Here is a 16,946-nt window from a genome sequence, read left to right as displayed (position 1 = left end):
AAAACGCTTAATGAACTTCTGGTTAAGCCAAGATAAAGATGAACTTGAGAAAGTATTTGGATAAAGAAAAACTGCCTGTAAAAGGGCAGTTTTTTTGTGTCATGATAATAAATAAAATTATATCGACGATTTTTTTAATATATCGAACACAACTTGAAATATATCAACGATTTTTTTTATATATCGACGTTTCGACATGGAATATCGACTTACCGACAAAAACTGACAAAAAAATCATCCCTATTTTATTACTTGCTTGTAAATGCGAAATTGCTCAAGATTTCATTCTATACGTAGCGAAGGTAGTTTGATATGAGAACGAAGAGCGTAAGAATAGACACGAAAAAAAAAGGAATGCTCATGGGTTTTCGTCCGGATATAAATTCGTTAATTCCGACAAGAATAAAGAAACAACTGAGAATAAATTGTACGTATGGGAGAAGTGAGAAATGATCGGTAATCTGGATATAAGTGCAAAGAGAGAGTATGAGAAGCGTGAGAAGCCCTAAAACAATCCGTAAACCAATTAGCATGTAATGTCCCCTTAAATAGATTATTTACCGAAATATTTCTGAGAAGCTAAGAAATAAAGCACCAGATCCAGCGAGAAAAGCAAATATACCACTAGATTTTCTATCTTGTTTTATTTCTCCTAGTCCTATAGTGAAAGCCATCAATCCCAAGAAAATGAACATGTAAGGCATTATTTCTCTATTACCAGTAAAATATCCATAGATTACTATACATAATGCAATGAGTGCAAAAGTAATCCGTAATCCTTTTAACATGTACATTCCCCCTACTATTTTATATGGCTAATGATGAGAACGATCCAGGTGAAAACTCCAGCACCAATACAAATAAATCCTGTTCCGGAATCCTTTTTCTTTATTTGTTCAATAGCAATGAGAAGCATTAAAGCTCCTAATAGAAATTGTGAAAGGGGGAGAAAGGTATTTTGCCCCGTATAGAGTCCGATTGCTGACATAATAATTACAGTGAGCGCGATTCCAATGCGAAGTATACGAAACATATTATGAATTCTCCTTATTATTTTTTGTATAAGGATTATCTTCTAGTTTATCGACGGAATGTTTATAAGCGTAGCCTTTATTAATCGTCATGACGGAGAGTACTAATATGACTAGGACGATTATAATACCGATAATTAATATTTTAAACATGGAATCCCTCCTTTTCTTTATTTTACATAATTTTGTAATTGATGAAAACAATAGAAATAAAAAGGATGAAAGAAGGGTGTTACATGGAGCAGAAAAAAACATATTATATATCAATAGCAAACGGTCAAATTTCACAAGTGAAGACAGCGGATACGTATAATTTTGAGATTTCCGCGAATGATGAGGAAATTACGGAGTTAAGAGAGTACTTTGATCAAGCGTATGTCGAGGATTTAGGTTCATTTGTACGCTCCCACGTTCCATTTGTTGAGTATCATCATGATTCAAATAATGACCGATATGATGAACAACTACAAAAAGCATATAAAATGATTTACGATTTAGGAAATCATGAGACGAAAGAATTAGTCGCGCAAATGGGAATAATCAATGGATTATAATTGGATAATATTATGCAGAAAAGCGAGAATATGCTACAATTTGTGGTAGGAAAAACTTGTAACCATCAATAGGGGAGTAATGGCATGTACAAATTTAAAGATTATTACCACAACACTGTACAATTATCGTTTGAACGTTATCCATTTTCTCCTGAGCCAAAGCATGTTTGGGTTGTATGCCGGTACGGGGATCAATGGTTATTAACGCATCATTTACGTCGCGGTCTTGAATTTCCAGGTGGAAAAGTAGAACTAGGGGAAACACCGGAAGAAGCGGCAGTTCGAGAGGTTCATGAAGAAACCGGCGGCATAGTTTCTGATTTAACTTACTTAGGACAATATAAAGTATCTGGAAAAGACAAAATAATCATTAAAAACATTTATTTTGCAACAATTAGTGCGGTAGAAGAACATACGCATTACGAAGAAACGAAAGGATCTGTTTTATTAACAGACATTCCTGACAACATTAAAACGGATAGAAAATTTAGCTTTATAATGCGCGACGATGTATTGGCGCGTACGATGAAACATATAGAAGAAATCGGCTGTTTTACGAAGTAAAGTAGCCGGTTTCTTTTTTTGTGTGTAAGATTAAATGTAAATATATCTTTACATAATTTTGGTTATATTATACAATTTTGTAAAGATATATTTACATTTTAGGAGGGGGAAGATGGATAAAAGGAAAGAAACGACTGTTACTGTTTCGATGGTTAAGTTAAATATTTATTCATTACTTATAATATTTGCGTTGGCGTTTGGAATTGGTTATTTGCATATATTTCTTTCAGGCGGGGTTCAATTTGACTTTACATTGCCCGCTATGTTCCTTTTGATTATTGGAATGATTGTTTTCGTTTGTATTCATGAGGCAATACATTTAATTGGATTTCGTTATATCGGAGGTGTTCCGTGGAGTGAACTAACATGGGGCGTCAATTGGAAATTAGGTGTAGCATACGCTCATTCTAAAAAAGAAATTACAGTAAAGCAAATGAAGAAAGTGTTAATGTTACCGTTTCTACCGACTGGAATTTTGCCAATTGTATTGGGATTAGTTATGAATCTGGAGCCACTCTCATTTTTAGGAATTTTACTAACAGCGAGTTGTATCGGTGACATTGCCTTATATCAAAAAGTTTCAAAGTTTCCAGATGATGCGCAAGTTAAGGATCATCCGAGTAAACCGCAGTTTACAGTATATGAGTCATAAAGGAAGAGGAGGCGTCCGGGAAACGAAGCCTCCTTTTACTATTGTCTTGTTTTTGCCTCTATCTCTAAAAACGAAAGTACCTCCAACAAATCATCCACCACACGCGAATGCTCAAAATCACCCCAAAATGAATCTCTTTTCCAAACACCAAGAATCCCTACTTGTTCAGAACCCAGTATATCATTTTCAGGATGATCCCCAACGTAAAGACATTCTTCTGCCTTCACATCTAGCTTTTTTAAAGCTCGTTCGAAAATTTCAGGATGTGGTTTTTTTATTCCTTCCGCTTCTGAAACGAGAATTGTATTTGTATACGTATGTATGTTTAGTGCGCGAAGATTGTTCATTTGAAAGTCAGTAAAGCCATTTGTGATAATCCCAATTTTAATATTTTGTTGTGTTAAACGTTGAAGTAATTCATGCATGTTTTGGAAAGGGATACAATGATGTTGGAAGTTAGTAATGTAGTCGTGCAGCAGTTGCTCTGGTGTTAAAGTAGTAATGTTGTATTTGGAAAGGAGAGTAGCATATACTTTATCCTTCCACGTGTATCCATTATTATCTAGTTCGAGAAATCGAGAACAATACTCGGATTTTTCTATGTTCATTAAATGAGAGGTAAAACGATTATATTGATCATGAATAAATTGTTCTAAAGATTGACGACGATCTAATAGTGTTCCATCTAAGTCGAATAGGACTGCCCGAATCATAGGAAACCTCCTTACAATTTTTATAATTTATTATCGCATATTCGTTAAAAAATGATTATGATATTTTTGTAGAATGTATTAATGGAGGAATGTATGAAGAGACTGTATGGCAAGTTAGTAGGGGTTATCGTTGCAATCGGCTTACTAGCAGGGTGCGAGAGTTCTATGAAGAGTGTGAAAGAAAAAGAAGTTTGTAAAACAGAAAAAGAATGCGTGGAAATAGGAGATAAGAAACTTCAAAAGGTATATGAAAAAATAGATGGATTATCTGAGCTTGAAGCAGTAGAAGATTATGAAATAGAAGAGCATGAAAGTGCAGATATGAAAAAGGCAGAGCAGAAAAAAGAAGATGATGATGAAAATTACTTCTTTTTAGCTTCTTATTATATTGATGGTGATGAAATTGTAGATCCTTATTTTGAAAAAATAGAACGGAAACGTTTAAATAAAGTATTTGCTAATGATAAAGAAGCGAAAGAAGAGGTGCTACAACAACGTCAAGATAGAGGGTATCATGAAGATTTATGGGATATGTATCGCACGCTCATTCCAGCAAAATATCGCGGGAATATAACGGAATTTGATCTAATAACGGATGGTTATGACGGTGTTGTTGCTCACGTTATGCCTAGTATAGAGAATCCGAAAGACTGGACTCTTAGCTTAGATACGCTTGATTCTGCGGTAAATATTGATGAAGTGATGAAAACATTAATTCATGAGACGGCTCACGTGTTAACGCTCGGGCATAAGCAAATACCAGTAGATGAAAACTATGTAAAGGATTTTGAAGAGAATAAAGATATTTCGACGTACCGAAGTAAATGTGGAACTCTTTTCTTACAAGAGGGATGTGCGAAGGAAAACTCTTATATTAATCAATTTTATAATTCTTTCTGGAAGCCTATTGAGCAGGAGTGGACAGAAAAGAAAGTAGAAGAAAGTGAAGAAACGCAAATTGCATTTTTTAAAGAAAAGCATGATGAGTTTGTATCACAGTATGGAACGACAAATGTAGCGGAAGATATTGCAGATACGTTTACAGCATTTATTTTACAAGATTCCAAAAAGGTGAAAGAAGGATCGGAGTTAAAGTATAAAAAAATCGCCTTTTTCTATCAATTCCCTGAGCTTGTAAAAATGAGAGCGGAAGTGTTGGCAGGATTATATGATGTTTCGAAAACGATAGAACAACAAAGTGGTAACTAATGCGAGTTATATATGTTAGCTAAGAAAACGTAAAGAATTGTAGTTCTTTACGTTTTTTAGGTTTATAAAATTGAAAATTCTGTATTTTTAACAAAAAGAAGAAGGAACTATCACTATAAAATAGAATTAGTATAAAAATGTCACAATTTAGACACAATTATAATGCGCGTGTTATAGGGACTATAAGTTTACTCTCGAGGAGGTAATGAAACGTATGAAAACGATTCTTGCTGTCGCTGGTCTCATTTGGGTAATGTCTCACGGTTTTCCGATTTTTGAAGGGGAGCAAATTCGTAGTGCATTGGATAAAAAGTTTAATGATTATCATGTGATAGATCGAAAAGATAATGTCGTTACAGTACGTGTGAAAGATTGTTTCCATACAGTTACGGTTGCGGATGGAAATGTTAAAAATGAAACAAAGATGTGTGATAAAAAGTAAAAGAAAGAAGCTGACTATAGTCTATCGCTCTAAGTCAGCTTCTTTTTCGTTTCCCAATTAGAAGTTTTTCAAATGCCTCAACAAACACATACATAAGTGTTGCGAGGACGCACGTGAGTAGTACGCTCAGTAAGACAAGTGTGAAATTAAATACTTGGAATCCGTAGCTAATTAAGTAGCCAAGGCCTTGTTTAGAGACGAGAAGTTCGCCGAATATAACACCGACCCATGATAATCCAACGTTCACTTTTAACGTTGAAATAATGGCTGGGAAAGATGCAGGGAGAACGACTTGTTTATAACATTGCCATTTATTTGCGCCAAATGTGTCCATCACTTTTATATAGTTAGAATCGACTTCTTGAAATGCGCTGTAAATAACGAGAATGGTAATGATGATGGAAATGATTACTCCCATTGCAATTGACGAAGAAATATTTGGACCGAAGATTACAATGATAATCGGACCAAGTGCTACTTTTGGCATGGCGTTTAGGACGACGAGATATGGATCGAGTACGCGGGCGAGAAGTGGTAGCCACCAAAGGAAAGTAGCGATAATAGCTCCGAGCACTGTTCCAAGAATGAAGCCTAATCCCGTTTCAAGTAATGTCGTCCATATGTGAACCCAAAGCGAACCGTCCATCCATTTACTAAGGAAGAGCTCCCAAATGCTTGAAGGAGAGCTAAAGAGTAAAGGATCAATCCATTCTTTTTTGCTAGCTATCTCCCATAGTGCAAAGAAAAGAATGAGTAGTAAAAGCTGCAAAGAGCGTGCTAACCATGCGCGCCTGCGTTCTTTTTTTCGAAACTGTTCATGTAGTTGTTTTATATTATCCAAGACGCTCCAGCTCCTTCCATATATTTTGGAAGAGGGATGGGAAGTCATGGTGGTGGCGTGATTCTAACGGTGATAGGGAACGGATGCTTTCTGGGACGATAAATGTTTTTGCAATTTTTCCAGGATTCGCTTGCAGTAAATAAATACGATCACTCATCGCAATGGCTTCTTCAATATCATGTGTCACGAGTACTGAAGTTTTCTTATATTTGTGTAGTAAGCTGAAAACGAGATCTTCTAGTTTCAATTTCGTTTGATAATCGAGCGCCGAAAAAGGTTCATCTAGCAATAAAATTTTTGGGTCGGTCGCTAACGTTCGAACGAGGGCGGCACGTTGACGCATACCACCGGATAGTTCACGAGGATATTGCTGCTCTACATCATGTAGACCGACTTGCTTTAAAAGCTGTAAAGTATGTTCTTTCGTCTGTTCATCGTAAATTTTTCGTATATGAAGTCCAAGCATAATATTTTCTTCAATTGTCTTCCAAGGAAACAAGTAGTCTTGCTGTAACATATATCCCATAGATGAAGTTTTCGTTGTAATGGGCTCACCATCTAAAAAGACGATACCTTCAATTGGATCAAGAAGCCCGGCAATAATGGACAGGAGTGTCGTTTTGCCACAACCACTTGGGCCGAGTATCGAAATGAATTCGCCTTCTTCCACTTGTAAGCTCATATCTTCGAGAATCAATTTGGCATTCTCTTTTGCGAAAAAGCAGTGAGAAACGTTACGTATTTGTAAAAAACTCATACACTTCGCCTCTATTTCTTAATAACGCTTTCGGCAATTTTCGTATTGACGAGCGCTTCATGTGGAACTTCTTTTTGTAATTCGCCAGCGTCTTTCATAATCGCTTGGAGCTGTTTCCATTCTTCAGCATCTAATAGCGGATTTGTCGCATAAGAGTGTTGCTTTTTATACCGTTCAATTACTTTTACTGTAATGTCTTTTGAAGTGTCTTTAAATAACGGAGAAACGGCATCAGCAATTTCTTCTGGGCTATGAGTATCAACCCATTGTTGTGCTTTATAGAGCGCCCGTGTGAATTTTTCAGCAGCAGCTTTATCTTTCTTTAAGAAACTTTCTTTTGCCATGAACGTTGTATACGGAACAGTACCAGATTCATTTCCAAACGAAGCGACGATATAACCTTTACCTTCTTTTTCAAATATACTTGCAGTCGGTTCAAAGAGCTGTACAAATTCTCCAGTACCAGATGCAAAGGCATTTGCAATGTTAGCGAATTCGATGTTTTGGATTAAATTTGTATCTTGGTGAGGATCAATGCCATTTTTCTTTAAAACGTATTCTCCAACCATTTGTGGCATGCCGCCTTTACGCTGTCCTAAAAACGTAACACCTTTTACGTCATTCCAATTAAAAGAGTCTAATTTTTTACGCGAAACTAAAAATGTTCCATCTGTTTGTGTAAGTTGTGCGAAGTTAATGACTGGGTCCTTTGCGCCTTGTTGATGAACGTAAATAGATGTTTCAGAACCGACGAGAGCAATATCAATCCCGCCAGATAATAGGGCGGTCATCGTTTTATCTCCACCAGCTGTTGTTTGGAGGTCAACATGTAATCCTTCATCTTTAAAAAATCCTTTTTCAATCCCGACATATAACGGGGCATAGAAGAGAGAATGGGTAACTTCGCCGACTCGAACATTTTGAGTTTGTTCTTTCGTATTTTCTTTTTTACTACTGCAAGCAGCAAATGTGAAGACAGCTAGTAACATGATACAAAAAACAGCTAATAATTTTTTCACTATATAACACCTCCTAGAAGTCATTCTACAAGCATGATATGTAGGTAAGTGCCCATATGTGAGTGTAGATAGCAGGAATTTTTTGGGGGATAAAGAAGTACAAATATAAGGGGTGATAAAATGGAGTACGAATATGATGATAGCGTACATTTACATCTTGATTATTTCGGAACAGAATGCGATATGGAATCGATTGCTTATAAGCGGAAGAATGAAGACGTGTGGGATGTATATTTTAATTTTGGAGCATACGGTCTTCAGAAAGATGGGATCGAGACGGGGAAATTTATGGACGAATATGCTGGTTATTACGTTTTTTCTGTACATGCTCGTGATCTTAGTTGGGAATTTGGAAGTGCTCAATTTGAAGAGTGGGTTTTGAAAAATCATATCGTAGAAAAATCGCTGCAAAAATAAGGAGGAATTTTGTGGTCGATTTTCTTATTTTCTTGTTTATTTTTGTAGTCGGGTTTTTTATTATGCAAGTGCTCATTTACCGATTTGCAAAGAAAAACATCCAAAAATACACAAAAATAAAATGGCTTCATTTATGGCTAGAGATGAATATGAAAAAAGGACCGAGATTAGATTTTTTTGATTTTGTAGTTATTGTACTCGTATGTATCGTATGGAAAATATGGCTGTTTCCTTTTATATAATACACATGCTAATGATTTTCTCTTTTATCCCACTTTAACGGGCAGTAAGACCCCCACCTCAAAATGCAGCGAAAACAAAGAAGTTAGATGGGGGTCGGGCTGCCCATAAAAGTCCGATTGGTGAGGGCTGGTTCTTTTGTTATAGTAATAGTTGTAAAAAACTTGCAGTTATAAGTAAAATAGTGAGTAGTATTGTGAAAGATATTTTGACAAATACAGAAACACATACATACAGAATTAAAGTGTGATTACAGAATGGACAAATTGGCTGTGTGCAAAGTGTGGGGTAATAAGAAAGAGGTCGTCCACCGTTGGACGACCTCTTTCTTATTATGCTTGGTTAGTGCGGAAGAAAGGAAGCTTCTGCACAATGTGAATTAATCCGTATGCAAGAATTAAGCACATAAGGGGATTAATGAAAAATCCATAGCGATTAATTGCTAAGAATAAGTTTGAGAAGATAATGTAAATAATAGAACTTGCTACTAGCATCATAACGCGTTTATGTTTAAATGAATTTAGCATGAAGCAGAAGCTGCTCAAGAATGTACCGATAATAAACACTCTATGACATAGTTGCATAAAGTTATGAATACGGTATTGGTCTACAGCAGGAGCTGTTTTGAATAATTCAATTGTTTTACCGACAGTGAACCAAGAGAACCAATAAGTGAAGTCCGTCTTAAAGCCGTTCTTAATTAATTCTTTTGCGTATGCCCCTTTGTCATCTAAGCCTTTGGCTCTCATTTCATTTACTATATTTTCATATCCAATTTTATTAAATGGATCAGCACCGGCAATTAGTGGATCAGCACCTTGGGTTGAGAATAAAATAAATTGGTTGAGTGCTAAATAGTTACGAACAACCCATGCACCAATAATAAAGAAAGGTCCGATAAACCATAACAATCCGATTCGAATGGAGTCTTTAAATCCATATGTAAATAACACAACAAGAACAGGAATGAGCATCATTGGAGCTGGATTTGGACGGAACATAAGTAAAATTGAAACGACAATCCCAAACCATATATGGAATTTCACTTTATTGTATTTCCATGCGAGAACAAATACATATACACATAACGCTAATAAGAATATGGATGGAACTTCTGTTAGCAATGTACGGAAGTATGTATAGTTACTTGGATAAATAGCATATAAAATACTTGCAACAATTCCATAAATGTTTTTTTCGAACAATTCTTTTCCTATTAAGAATACTAATAGCACTGTGCATAGGTTCATAATCATGTTAATAACAGTTGCTACGTAATAGTAAGGAATTGATGTAATATCAGAAATAATCATAGCGCCAGCTAATAGTAATGGCTGACCTGGTGTAATATATGCATTTTTCCCTGGAACTTCACTAGGTTCTAAATACACATAACCAAATACACCATGTTTTAATAGTTGTTCAGCTGTTAACGAATAGTTAAAGGCATCATTTGCACCATATGTTACTTTGACTAACTCTCCATCTAATCCTGGCTGTTTTACTAAACAAAAAACGTGCAACAGGAAAGAAAGCGCCAAAATTGCATATACCGCTTTAGGCAAACTCTTAAACTTAGTAAGCAAAAATGAGCAACTCCTTTTTTATTAATTCTTTCGTATTTTCATGTGAAATCTTTAATAGTATTAAGGATTTCCAAAACATAGTTATTATATCATAAAGTGGAATGCTGAAATTAAGTTTTTCAAGAATGAGTAATTTGTATGCCACAATTTAATTGGTGATTAAGGGAATATTAAGACAATACATTTATGATAGAAGCAAGTGTGCAGACGAAATATGTCATATATGTTATTTTAATAGAAGTAGTTCTTTCGATGCGGGGGAAATTAAGACATAGAAACGAGGGAATGAATTGAAGTATGGTTCTACACTTTTTGATCTTCCAAAAAGAAATATATTAATTTCTAGCATTATAAGTAGTATGGTGACTTTATTAGTAATAACTATGCTGTTTATGATTTTAAAGGTTTTTAATTTAGACATAATGAAAGCTCATTTAAATCAAAATCTTGTTTTAATTGTTATGATGATTTTCATATGGGGCATAACATTTTATATTTCACATTTTAATAAAAAAGAGATGTCTATACTTAGGGCATCCCTACGGGTACATTTTATATTATTTTTACTAGCTCATACAGTAGCGTTATTTTATATTGTCATGCAAGCTAATATGAGTTTCATAGAGGCAATGAATTGGATTTACTTGTATAATATGCAGTTTATATTAAGTTTTGTAGCAATTTATGCAATATACATTCTTGTTTATAATTTAATAGGCAAGGTTTTTCTAAGTATGATTTTAACGAGCTGTACGTTAGTCATTTTAGGTATTGTGAATTATTTAAAGCTTATTTTTAGAGGTGATCCGCTGTATCCTTCTGATTTCACACAAATTATGCATATGCAATCTGTTATACCGATGGTGATGGACTATTTTAGCTGGAGTTATATTTTTGTCATTATCTTAAGTATCGTGGCTTGTATTGTAGCAGGGATATATATGAGAAGGTATATTCAAAATGTAAAGACTCATCTAGGAATAAGAGTTTTATTAGTAGTAGGATCTATTTTTGTTCTATATGCGTACGGTAATTTTGCGAACACATTTATGAATAAAGTATTTCAAAAATCAGGTGTAGATTTTGTTTTGTGGGATCAAAATGAGAACTATGCTTCAAATGGTTTTGTACTTGGGTTTATTAGCAATTTAGATACAACAGTTATGGAAAAGCCAAAAAATTATTCTAAAGAAAATATGCTTCAAATAGCAAACGATATAAAAAAACAATATAGTGGAAATATAGGGAGTCAAAAGAAAAAAGAGCAACCGAATATTATTTTTGTGATGAGTGAATCGTTTTGGGATCCGACGAAAGTAACTAATCTTTCTTTTAGTGAAGATCCTGTACCAAATTTGCATCATTATATAGAAAACTTTCCTGGTGGACAAACTATTTCTCCTACATTTGGGGGAAATACGGCGAACGTTGAATTTGAGGCATTAACGAGTTATTCAATGAGTTTGTTAAAGCCAGGTTCTATACCATATCAGCAGGTTATTACAAATAAGAAAGAAATTCCATCAATCCCTACGGCGTTGAAAAAAGAAGGGTATTACACAAGTGCAATTCATTCATTTGGTCGCACATTCTTTAAACGTGATGATGTATATAAGGTGTTAGGATTTGATAAGTTTAATGCAGCTGATACGATGGAAAATGTAGATATTGATGGAGATTATATTAGTGATTTAGCGATGAGTAAAGAGATAATTGCTGAGTTAGAGAAGCAAAAACAACCTACATTTATTCATGCAGTTACGATGCAAAATCATTTTCCATTTACAGAGGGCCGATTTGGTGAAAACCTAATAGAAATTAGCGGGCTAGAAAATGAAGAATCAAAGGGAGAATTAGAGACGTATACAGAAGGGTTAAGACGTTCAGATGAGGCCCTTCAATATTTAATAGAAAAACTAGATAATTTAGATAGACCTACATTATTAGTATTCTTTGGAGATCATCTTCCATCATTAGGAACAAATAAATCTTTTTATAAAGAAAATGGGTATATAACGAATGAAAAAACACCGAGTGAACGTTTAGCGATGGCGCAAACGCCGCTATTAATGTACGCAAACTTTGATATGCCAAATGATAATTTAGGTGTAGTAAGTCCAATTTATTTTTCTAATCTTATTTTTGATTATGCAGGATTAAATAAATCTTTATTTTATCAATTTTTATCGGAATTTTACAAGGAAATACCGGTGCTTAGAGATGAATTAAAAGTTGATAAAAATGGAGAAGTAATCAATGATTTAACAAAGAAACAAAAAGAAATGTTAGAGCAATATAAAATGCTCCAATATGATTTACTCGTCGGAAATCAATATAGTAAAGATATCCTCTTTAAATAAAGTGAAACTTTAATCAGTGGGGGTCTTACTGCCCGTTAAAGCGGGATAAAAGAAACAAAAAGAACTTGTATAACGATACAAGTTCTTTTTTATAGTATTTAACGGGGTAACCAGACAAGCTGGGTTTAGGGAGTATTACCTGTACATTTAGTATAAATGAAAATATAATCGTTTTATCAGTTAATTTGTGAGAAATGTGTGAATTTTAACGTTTTTGAAAACTATGTTCCTATCGATACGATTTGGCATAGGTTTTTATGAATGCAAAAACTTTATAAGTTCTTCGTTTAATTCATCCGCTTGGTCGATTGGGGAGCCGTGACCACTATTTGTGAGAGGATGTAACTGAGAATTTTTAATCCGCTTTTGCGTAAGTTCAGCGCTTTTGTATGGGATAAGTTGATCGTGAATACCGTGGAATATTTTTGTTGGCACGTTAATTTTACTTAAATCTTTCGTTACATCTTCATTTGCAGCTGCTTGCAATATTTTGATGAGGGCATAGGAAGCAGACTGCATACCGAGATAAGAAAACCATTCTAACGTAGCGGATCCTAAGTTTCTATTAAAAAATGATAAAGATACATCATTTAAAAATTTAGGGAGATTGGCATACATTTGATTAATGAGAGTATCTGCTTGTTCTTTTGGGACACCATAGGGAGATTCTTGATTTTTAACGAAAGAGGGGGAAACGGCATCGACTAATACAAGTTTAGAAATACGCTGACCATTATAGCGAGACATGTACCGAATAGAAAGGGCACCGCCTACTGAGAAACCGACTAATGTAGCATTTTCGACTTGAAGTGCTTCTAAAACGATGGCGATATCGTCTGCTAAACGATCGTATGTGTAACCAGTCCATGGTTTATCAGATTGCCCATTTCCGCGTATATCCATAGCTATGCAGCGAAAACCGTGCTGTGGTAATACGTTGAGCTGATATTGGTACATTTGATGATTTAAAGGCCAACCGTGAACGAAGAACACGGTTTTACTACCGGGACCGGGATTAACATCTTGCACAAAAATATGTACATCTTTCTCGACGGTAACAAACATGAATGAGCCTCCTATTCATACGCCAGGAGCGTAGGATTCCGTTCTATTAAGACACAAAGCTTTCCTTCATTTTTTACCATTTATATAAAATCTCTCCCACATAATATACGTATTATTGTTTATAATTTTTATGATTACATATCGTCTGAAAGTATCAAAACGTTGGGATGATTTTCCTAAAATGTTCGATTTATCTTTGTTTGTATAAGAAAATCATTTATTATAATAAATGGTATTCTTCGAGATATTATGTTGAAGGGGTGTTGAAGTGAAAGAAAGTTTTCTATCATATAAAGAAGAAGAAAGGAATGCCAAAATCTTTTTGTGGGTGCTATACGTTATTGTTGTTTCATACCAAATTTTCTATGCAATCGTATTAGAAGATAAATCACTAACAGACAAGGGACATAGCATACTATGGCAAGTTATTTGCGGAACTGCAATACTCGGTGTGAATGTATATTTAATAAAAAAAGAGAAAGTGAATTTTGTGAAATATGCATGTGTATTTGCATACATAGGAATAGAAATTGCTAACATACTTTCGTATATGCTTTATAATGAGGCGGCATTTGATGGGGGAAATATAATAGAAATTATTTTCATCTTCTTTGTACCTATATTTTTAAATAAAAAATATTTTGTGTTTGTACTTTCAACTATTGTAGGGAAATATGTAATTTACTTATTTGTATTAAAGGAAGTAAAAGGATTTATGTACCTCATTATGTATACACTCATATTAATAGCGGCATACATCATTTTAAATCGATTTATACAATACCTTTCAGCGGTAAAGGAAAGTATTAAGATTGCTAGTGAATCACAAAAATTAGCAGTAATCGGAAAGATGGCAGCGACAGTGGGACATGAAATTAAAAATCCACTTGCTTCATTAAAAGGGTTTACGCAATTACAACGAGAGAAGCATGAAGAGGACCCTATTTATAAACAGATGATTTTTGAAATAGAAAATATGAATAATATGATAAGTGAATTGATGGAAGTTGCTACATGTAAGCCCTCTATTTATAAAAAACATAATATAGGTGAAATTGCATTACAAGCAGTAGCAATTCTTCGAGAAAAAATGAATGAATCTAGTGTTCAGCTTATTTCTAATATCGAAGAAAAGATAATAGAAGTTGGATGTGATGAGCGGAAAATAAGAGGAGTCTTTCTATATGTCATAAAAAATGCTCTGGAGGCAATGGAGCAAGGTGGCACATTAGAGTTGCGATTAGAAAATAAAGGACAAGATTATGTAATATTAAGTGTAATCGATAATGGTTACGGTATTAAGAAAGAAAATTTGGCTCGTGTTACAGAAGCTTTTTATACAACAAAACAAGATAAAATTGGTTTGGGACTTACGGTAGCAGATCGAATTGTCAACGAACACCTTGGTACGTTACATATTTCAAGTGAAAGAGATAAGGGAACGAGAATAGATATTATTCTTCCAAAAAAGTGTGGAAATAATGAAGTACAAGTGGGAGAAAAGCTAGGGGTTACCATATGAATAAAGACGATATATTTAAAAATGAAGAAATGAAGGCGCTGAAAATATATTTAAGTTTATTTTTCATTATATTTTTTGTATACGATCTTGCCTACGAATTTATTGTACCTTTAATAGGAGGAGAGCAAGAAGGAGTAGGACAATTTGAAGATGGTTTAGGGTTATGGCTTTATTTTCTGATGGTGGTTTTATTTTGCATCGGAATATACTTTATGAAATGGGAAAATCCATTTGCAGTAAAGTATATTATTCTAATTGGATATAATCTATTAGATTTTATCCATAATATTATGATTTACTACGGTAGTGATGCTGAGTTTGATGGTGGGAATATAGTAGAAGGATTTTTTATTTTATTTGCCCCACTCTTTGTGAATAAAAGATATTTTTGGTTAGTTCCGAGCATACTTGTTGGAAAATATGCTCTTATAGGAATCATGATTCACTCATCACTCGTTTTAATCCCGATGGCATTATATAGCGTATTTACTATCATATGTTGGATTATGTTTTTAAGGTTCCAATCTTACGTTCGTACGCTTGAGATGATGAATAAAGAAATACAACAAACAGAAAAATTAGCAACTGTTGGGAAAATGGCTACAGTTATTGGTTCCAAAATTAAAAGACCTTTAACCAATTTAGATAAATTTGTGAATAAGCAAGCGATTAAATATCCAGAGGATAAAATATATAGTGATATTATGAAACAAGAAGTAGAACGAATTCATACAATCGCTACAGAACTTAGTGGATTTGAGAAATCTAAATCAATAGAATCAGAAGTTCATAATATAGAAGAAATTATCGCTTATGTTATTCGAGTTATGGGGAAGCCTGCTTTAAATCAAGGTGTGCACATACAAGGTATTTATAGTAAAGACATACCATCGATTACATGCGATGAAAAACGATTAAAACAAGTATTTTTTAATTTAATTAAAAATGCGATTGAAGCAATGTCAGTTGGCGGAACGATTACGATTAAAGTGACTGTAGAAGATGCAATCATTGTTCAAGTTAAGGATGAAGGCTGCGGCATTCCAAAAGACAAAATCCCGAAGCTAAATGAAGCCTTTTATACAACGAAAGAAACGGGAACAGGTTTAGGCTTAGTAGTTACAGAAAAAATTATTAAAGATCACAACGGTAAAATGAGTTTTGAAAGTGAAGTTGGGGTGGGAACGACGGTGAAGGTTGTATTGCCGATATCATGAAAAGTTATTTTAAAAAGGGAGATCACTTATTTGAGAGTGAACTCCCTTTTTTTTTGAATGAAAATTCAAAATTGTTAACACTATTAGTGCAGTATATGGAAAATAAAATCCGAAATATGGTTATTTTGCAGTGAAAGTATATAATGAACTTGTCTGTTATTTGTTAACCCGAATCTCGGGTCTTTTTTGTGGAATAAATGGTTTTAAGTGTGAGTTTATAGATCAGTGATTAGGAAAATAGAATATACAGCACTGGCAGTAATTCCAGGGTTAATATAAAGGGATATAGCATCCCCTCTTGAAACGGGATTTCCAGTTGTAATGCTAGTCCAAGTTACAGTAGCGGGACCTACTGCGGGAGTAGGATTAAATACTTGAATTTGTCCCGATCCAGTATCCGTCGGTTTAATGGAAAATACTATAGTTCCGGTAATTTTGTCTGTGGTAGTTAAAGTAATAGTAGTTAGAATGTAACTGGAAGTAGGAGCGGTGAGGTTTGTAGGGACATTCCTGCAAATATCAATCGTATAAACAGCAGCAGGTAAGTTATTTACATTTATAGACGCAGCAAAGCCAACTATGCTACCGGTCCCAGCAGTGACATACGGAATAACATTGGAGTCAATTCCAGGAGATCCCGCTATACGTTGAAAACCAGCATTTGTTCCTTGAAACACAATACTTTTTGCTGAAGCACTACCAGCGGATCCAGTGGGTCCAGTACTTCCAGTGATGCCGGTGGGTCCGGTGCTTCCAG

The 16,946-nt window shown here is 34.5% G+C and carries 19 protein-coding genes and 3 pseudogenes; 12 read left to right on the top strand and 10 right to left on the bottom strand.

Going from position 1 to position 16,946, the window contains the following annotated elements; translation table 11 throughout:
* Positions 1-64 (top strand): annotated as a pseudogene (locus MR079_RS23565) (S-ribosylhomocysteine lyase); the annotation flags it as partial.
* 493 nt (positions 65-557) lie between these two features.
* Here the strand turns inward: MR079_RS23565 and MR079_RS23560 are convergent.
* The 3 genes from MR079_RS23560 to ytzI are packed head-to-tail and all read right to left on the bottom strand — an operon-like array spanning position 558 to position 1,184.
* Positions 558-788 (bottom strand): YczI family protein, encoded by a 231-nt coding sequence (locus MR079_RS23560; RefSeq protein ID WP_000911972.1) that lies wholly within the window; start codon positions 786-788, stop codon positions 558-560.
* Between the two features lie 14 nt (positions 789-802).
* Entirely contained in the window at positions 803-1,033 is a 231-nt protein-coding gene (locus tag MR079_RS23555; protein WP_242294747.1) for a DUF3953 domain-containing protein, read from the bottom strand.
* A 1-nt stretch (position 1,034) separates the two neighbouring features.
* Complete coding sequence (ytzI, locus tag MR079_RS23550; protein ID WP_000472798.1) at positions 1,035-1,184, bottom strand: YtzI protein; 150 nt, start codon at positions 1,182-1,184, stop codon at positions 1,035-1,037.
* Positions 1,185-1,267: 83 nt separating this feature from the next.
* On the opposite strand from ytzI, the gene MR079_RS23545 reads away from it, so the two are divergent.
* The 3 genes from MR079_RS23545 to MR079_RS23535 all read left to right on the top strand — a co-directional run bounded on the left by MR079_RS23545 (position 1,268) and on the right by MR079_RS23535 (position 2,801).
* Positions 1,268-1,585, top strand: a complete 318-nt coding sequence (locus MR079_RS23545; protein ID WP_000435818.1) for a hypothetical protein — start codon at positions 1,268-1,270, stop codon at positions 1,583-1,585.
* A gap of 84 nt (positions 1,586-1,669) precedes the next feature.
* Positions 1,670-2,149: an antimutator 8-oxo-(dGTP/GTP)ase gene (gene mutTA, locus MR079_RS23540; protein ID WP_000276386.1), complete on the top strand. Its 480-nt coding sequence runs from the start codon at positions 1,670-1,672 to the stop codon at positions 2,147-2,149.
* 112 nt (positions 2,150-2,261) lie between these two features.
* The gene (locus tag MR079_RS23535) at positions 2,262-2,801 is read left to right on the top strand and encodes a DUF3267 domain-containing protein (RefSeq protein WP_242294745.1); all 540 of its coding nucleotides are present in this window, start codon (positions 2,262-2,264) and stop codon (positions 2,799-2,801) included.
* 38 nt (positions 2,802-2,839) lie between these two features.
* Here the strand turns inward: MR079_RS23535 and MR079_RS23530 are convergent, their stop codons facing one another.
* Positions 2,840-3,514, bottom strand: coding sequence for an HAD family hydrolase (locus MR079_RS23530; RefSeq protein ID WP_242294744.1), 675 nt, complete (start codon positions 3,512-3,514; stop codon positions 2,840-2,842).
* A gap of 93 nt (positions 3,515-3,607) precedes the next feature.
* Here MR079_RS23530 and MR079_RS23525 point away from each other — a divergent pair, with 93 nt between their 5' ends.
* Both MR079_RS23525 and MR079_RS23520 read left to right on the top strand, forming a co-directional pair.
* Entirely contained in the window at positions 3,608-4,723 is a 1,116-nt protein-coding gene (locus tag MR079_RS23525) for a recombinase family protein (RefSeq protein ID WP_242294742.1), read from the top strand.
* A gap of 214 nt (positions 4,724-4,937) precedes the next feature.
* A complete protein-coding gene (locus tag MR079_RS23520; RefSeq protein WP_000849109.1) occupies positions 4,938-5,165 on the top strand; it encodes a hypothetical protein in 228 nt (75 codons plus the stop codon).
* A gap of 34 nt (positions 5,166-5,199) precedes the next feature.
* Here MR079_RS23520 and MR079_RS23515 read toward each other — a convergent pair whose 3' ends face one another.
* From MR079_RS23515 to MR079_RS23505, 3 genes are read right to left on the bottom strand one after another with little or no spacing between them, the layout of a single operon-like run.
* Positions 5,200-6,006, bottom strand: coding sequence for an ABC transporter permease (locus MR079_RS23515; RefSeq protein ID WP_139869578.1), 807 nt, complete (start codon positions 6,004-6,006; stop codon positions 5,200-5,202).
* The gene (locus MR079_RS23510; RefSeq protein WP_242294741.1) at positions 5,999-6,763 is read right to left on the bottom strand and encodes an ABC transporter ATP-binding protein; all 765 of its coding nucleotides are present in this window, start codon (positions 6,761-6,763) and stop codon (positions 5,999-6,001) included. The genes MR079_RS23515 and MR079_RS23510 overlap by 8 nt, the downstream gene beginning before the upstream one ends.
* Before the next feature lie 11 nt (positions 6,764-6,774).
* Positions 6,775-7,782 carry an ABC transporter substrate-binding protein gene (locus tag MR079_RS23505; protein WP_242294740.1) on the bottom strand — a complete coding sequence of 336 codons (1,008 nt, stop codon included), beginning with the start codon at positions 7,780-7,782 and terminating at the stop codon, positions 6,775-6,777.
* A 120-nt stretch (positions 7,783-7,902) separates the two neighbouring features.
* Between MR079_RS23505 and MR079_RS23500 the strand changes: the two genes are divergently transcribed.
* The 3 genes and pseudogenes from MR079_RS23500 to MR079_RS29595 form a co-directional block, all read left to right on the top strand.
* Complete coding sequence (locus MR079_RS23500; RefSeq protein WP_000455572.1) at positions 7,903-8,199, top strand: DUF3986 family protein; 297 nt, start codon at positions 7,903-7,905, stop codon at positions 8,197-8,199.
* 11 nt (positions 8,200-8,210) lie between these two features.
* Positions 8,211-8,441: a hypothetical protein gene (locus tag MR079_RS23495; RefSeq protein WP_000227423.1), complete on the top strand. Its 231-nt coding sequence runs from the start codon at positions 8,211-8,213 to the stop codon at positions 8,439-8,441.
* Positions 8,442-8,614: 173 nt separating this feature from the next.
* A pseudogene (locus MR079_RS29595) lies at positions 8,615-8,689 on the top strand (YwbE family protein); the annotation flags it as partial.
* 82 nt (positions 8,690-8,771) lie between these two features.
* On the opposite strand, the gene MR079_RS23490 reads toward MR079_RS29595, so the two are convergent.
* The gene (locus tag MR079_RS23490; RefSeq protein WP_000956217.1) at positions 8,772-10,025 is read right to left on the bottom strand and encodes a glycosyltransferase family 39 protein; all 1,254 of its coding nucleotides are present in this window, start codon (positions 10,023-10,025) and stop codon (positions 8,772-8,774) included.
* Positions 10,026-10,315: 290 nt separating this feature from the next.
* On the opposite strand from MR079_RS23490, the gene MR079_RS23485 reads away from it, so the two are divergent.
* A complete protein-coding gene (locus MR079_RS23485; RefSeq protein WP_242294739.1) occupies positions 10,316-12,385 on the top strand; it encodes an LTA synthase family protein in 2,070 nt (689 codons plus the stop codon).
* Positions 12,386-12,640: 255 nt separating this feature from the next.
* On the opposite strand, the gene MR079_RS23480 is transcribed toward MR079_RS23485, so the two are convergent.
* Complete coding sequence (locus MR079_RS23480; protein WP_044793588.1) at positions 12,641-13,450, bottom strand: alpha/beta fold hydrolase; 810 nt, start codon at positions 13,448-13,450, stop codon at positions 12,641-12,643.
* Between the two features lie 268 nt (positions 13,451-13,718).
* Between MR079_RS23480 and MR079_RS23475 the strand changes: the two genes are divergently transcribed.
* Both MR079_RS23475 and MR079_RS23470 read left to right on the top strand, forming a co-directional pair.
* Complete coding sequence (locus MR079_RS23475; RefSeq protein WP_242294737.1) at positions 13,719-14,972, top strand: ATP-binding protein; 1,254 nt, start codon at positions 13,719-13,721, stop codon at positions 14,970-14,972.
* Positions 14,969-16,189 (top strand): ATP-binding protein, encoded by a 1,221-nt coding sequence (locus MR079_RS23470; RefSeq protein WP_242294736.1) that lies wholly within the window; start codon positions 14,969-14,971, stop codon positions 16,187-16,189. Before MR079_RS23475 ends, MR079_RS23470 begins: the two co-directional genes overlap by 4 nt.
* A gap of 215 nt (positions 16,190-16,404) precedes the next feature.
* On the opposite strand, the pseudogene MR079_RS23465 reads toward MR079_RS23470, so the two are convergent.
* Positions 16,405-16,946: pseudogene (locus MR079_RS23465) on the bottom strand (collagen-like protein); the annotation flags it as partial.

This window comes from Bacillus cereus group sp. BfR-BA-01381, assembly GCF_022663555.1.
Lineage (GTDB): Bacteria > Bacillota > Bacilli > Bacillales > Bacillaceae_G > Bacillus_A > Bacillus_A pacificus.
The sequence above is the reverse complement of the archived record's forward strand: the minus strand, read 5'-3'. Positions and strand labels throughout refer to the sequence as shown.

What these genes read in the sequence shown, in the direction of transcription:
- MR079_RS23555 (WP_242294747.1), bottom strand. Translation starts at nt 1,033, where the DNA reads ATGTTTCGTATACTTCGCATTGGAATCGCGCTCACTGTAATTATTATG.
- MR079_RS23545 (WP_000435818.1), top strand. Translation starts at nt 1,268, where the DNA reads ATGGAGCAGAAAAAAACATATTATATATCAATAGCAAACGGTCAAATT.
- MR079_RS23520 (WP_000849109.1), top strand. Translation starts at nt 4,938, where the DNA reads ATGAAAACGATTCTTGCTGTCGCTGGTCTCATTTGGGTAATGTCTCAC.
- MR079_RS23535 (WP_242294745.1), top strand. Translation starts at nt 2,262, where the DNA reads ATGGATAAAAGGAAAGAAACGACTGTTACTGTTTCGATGGTTAAGTTA.
- MR079_RS23525 (WP_242294742.1), top strand. Translation starts at nt 3,608, where the DNA reads ATGAAGAGACTGTATGGCAAGTTAGTAGGGGTTATCGTTGCAATCGGC.
- MR079_RS23480 (WP_044793588.1), bottom strand. Translation starts at nt 13,450, where the DNA reads ATGTTTGTTACCGTCGAGAAAGATGTACATATTTTTGTGCAAGATGTT.
- MR079_RS23470 (WP_242294736.1), top strand. Translation starts at nt 14,969, where the DNA reads ATGAATAAAGACGATATATTTAAAAATGAAGAAATGAAGGCGCTGAAA.
- MR079_RS23560 (WP_000911972.1), bottom strand. Translation starts at nt 788, where the DNA reads ATGTTAAAAGGATTACGGATTACTTTTGCACTCATTGCATTATGTATA.
- MR079_RS23530 (WP_242294744.1), bottom strand. Translation starts at nt 3,514, where the DNA reads ATGATTCGGGCAGTCCTATTCGACTTAGATGGAACACTATTAGATCGT.
- MR079_RS23500 (WP_000455572.1), top strand. Translation starts at nt 7,903, where the DNA reads ATGGAGTACGAATATGATGATAGCGTACATTTACATCTTGATTATTTC.
- MR079_RS23510 (WP_242294741.1), bottom strand. Translation starts at nt 6,763, where the DNA reads ATGAGTTTTTTACAAATACGTAACGTTTCTCACTGCTTTTTCGCAAAA.
- ytzI (WP_000472798.1), bottom strand. Translation starts at nt 1,184, where the DNA reads ATGTTTAAAATATTAATTATCGGTATTATAATCGTCCTAGTCATATTA.
- mutTA (WP_000276386.1), top strand. Translation starts at nt 1,670, where the DNA reads ATGTACAAATTTAAAGATTATTACCACAACACTGTACAATTATCGTTT.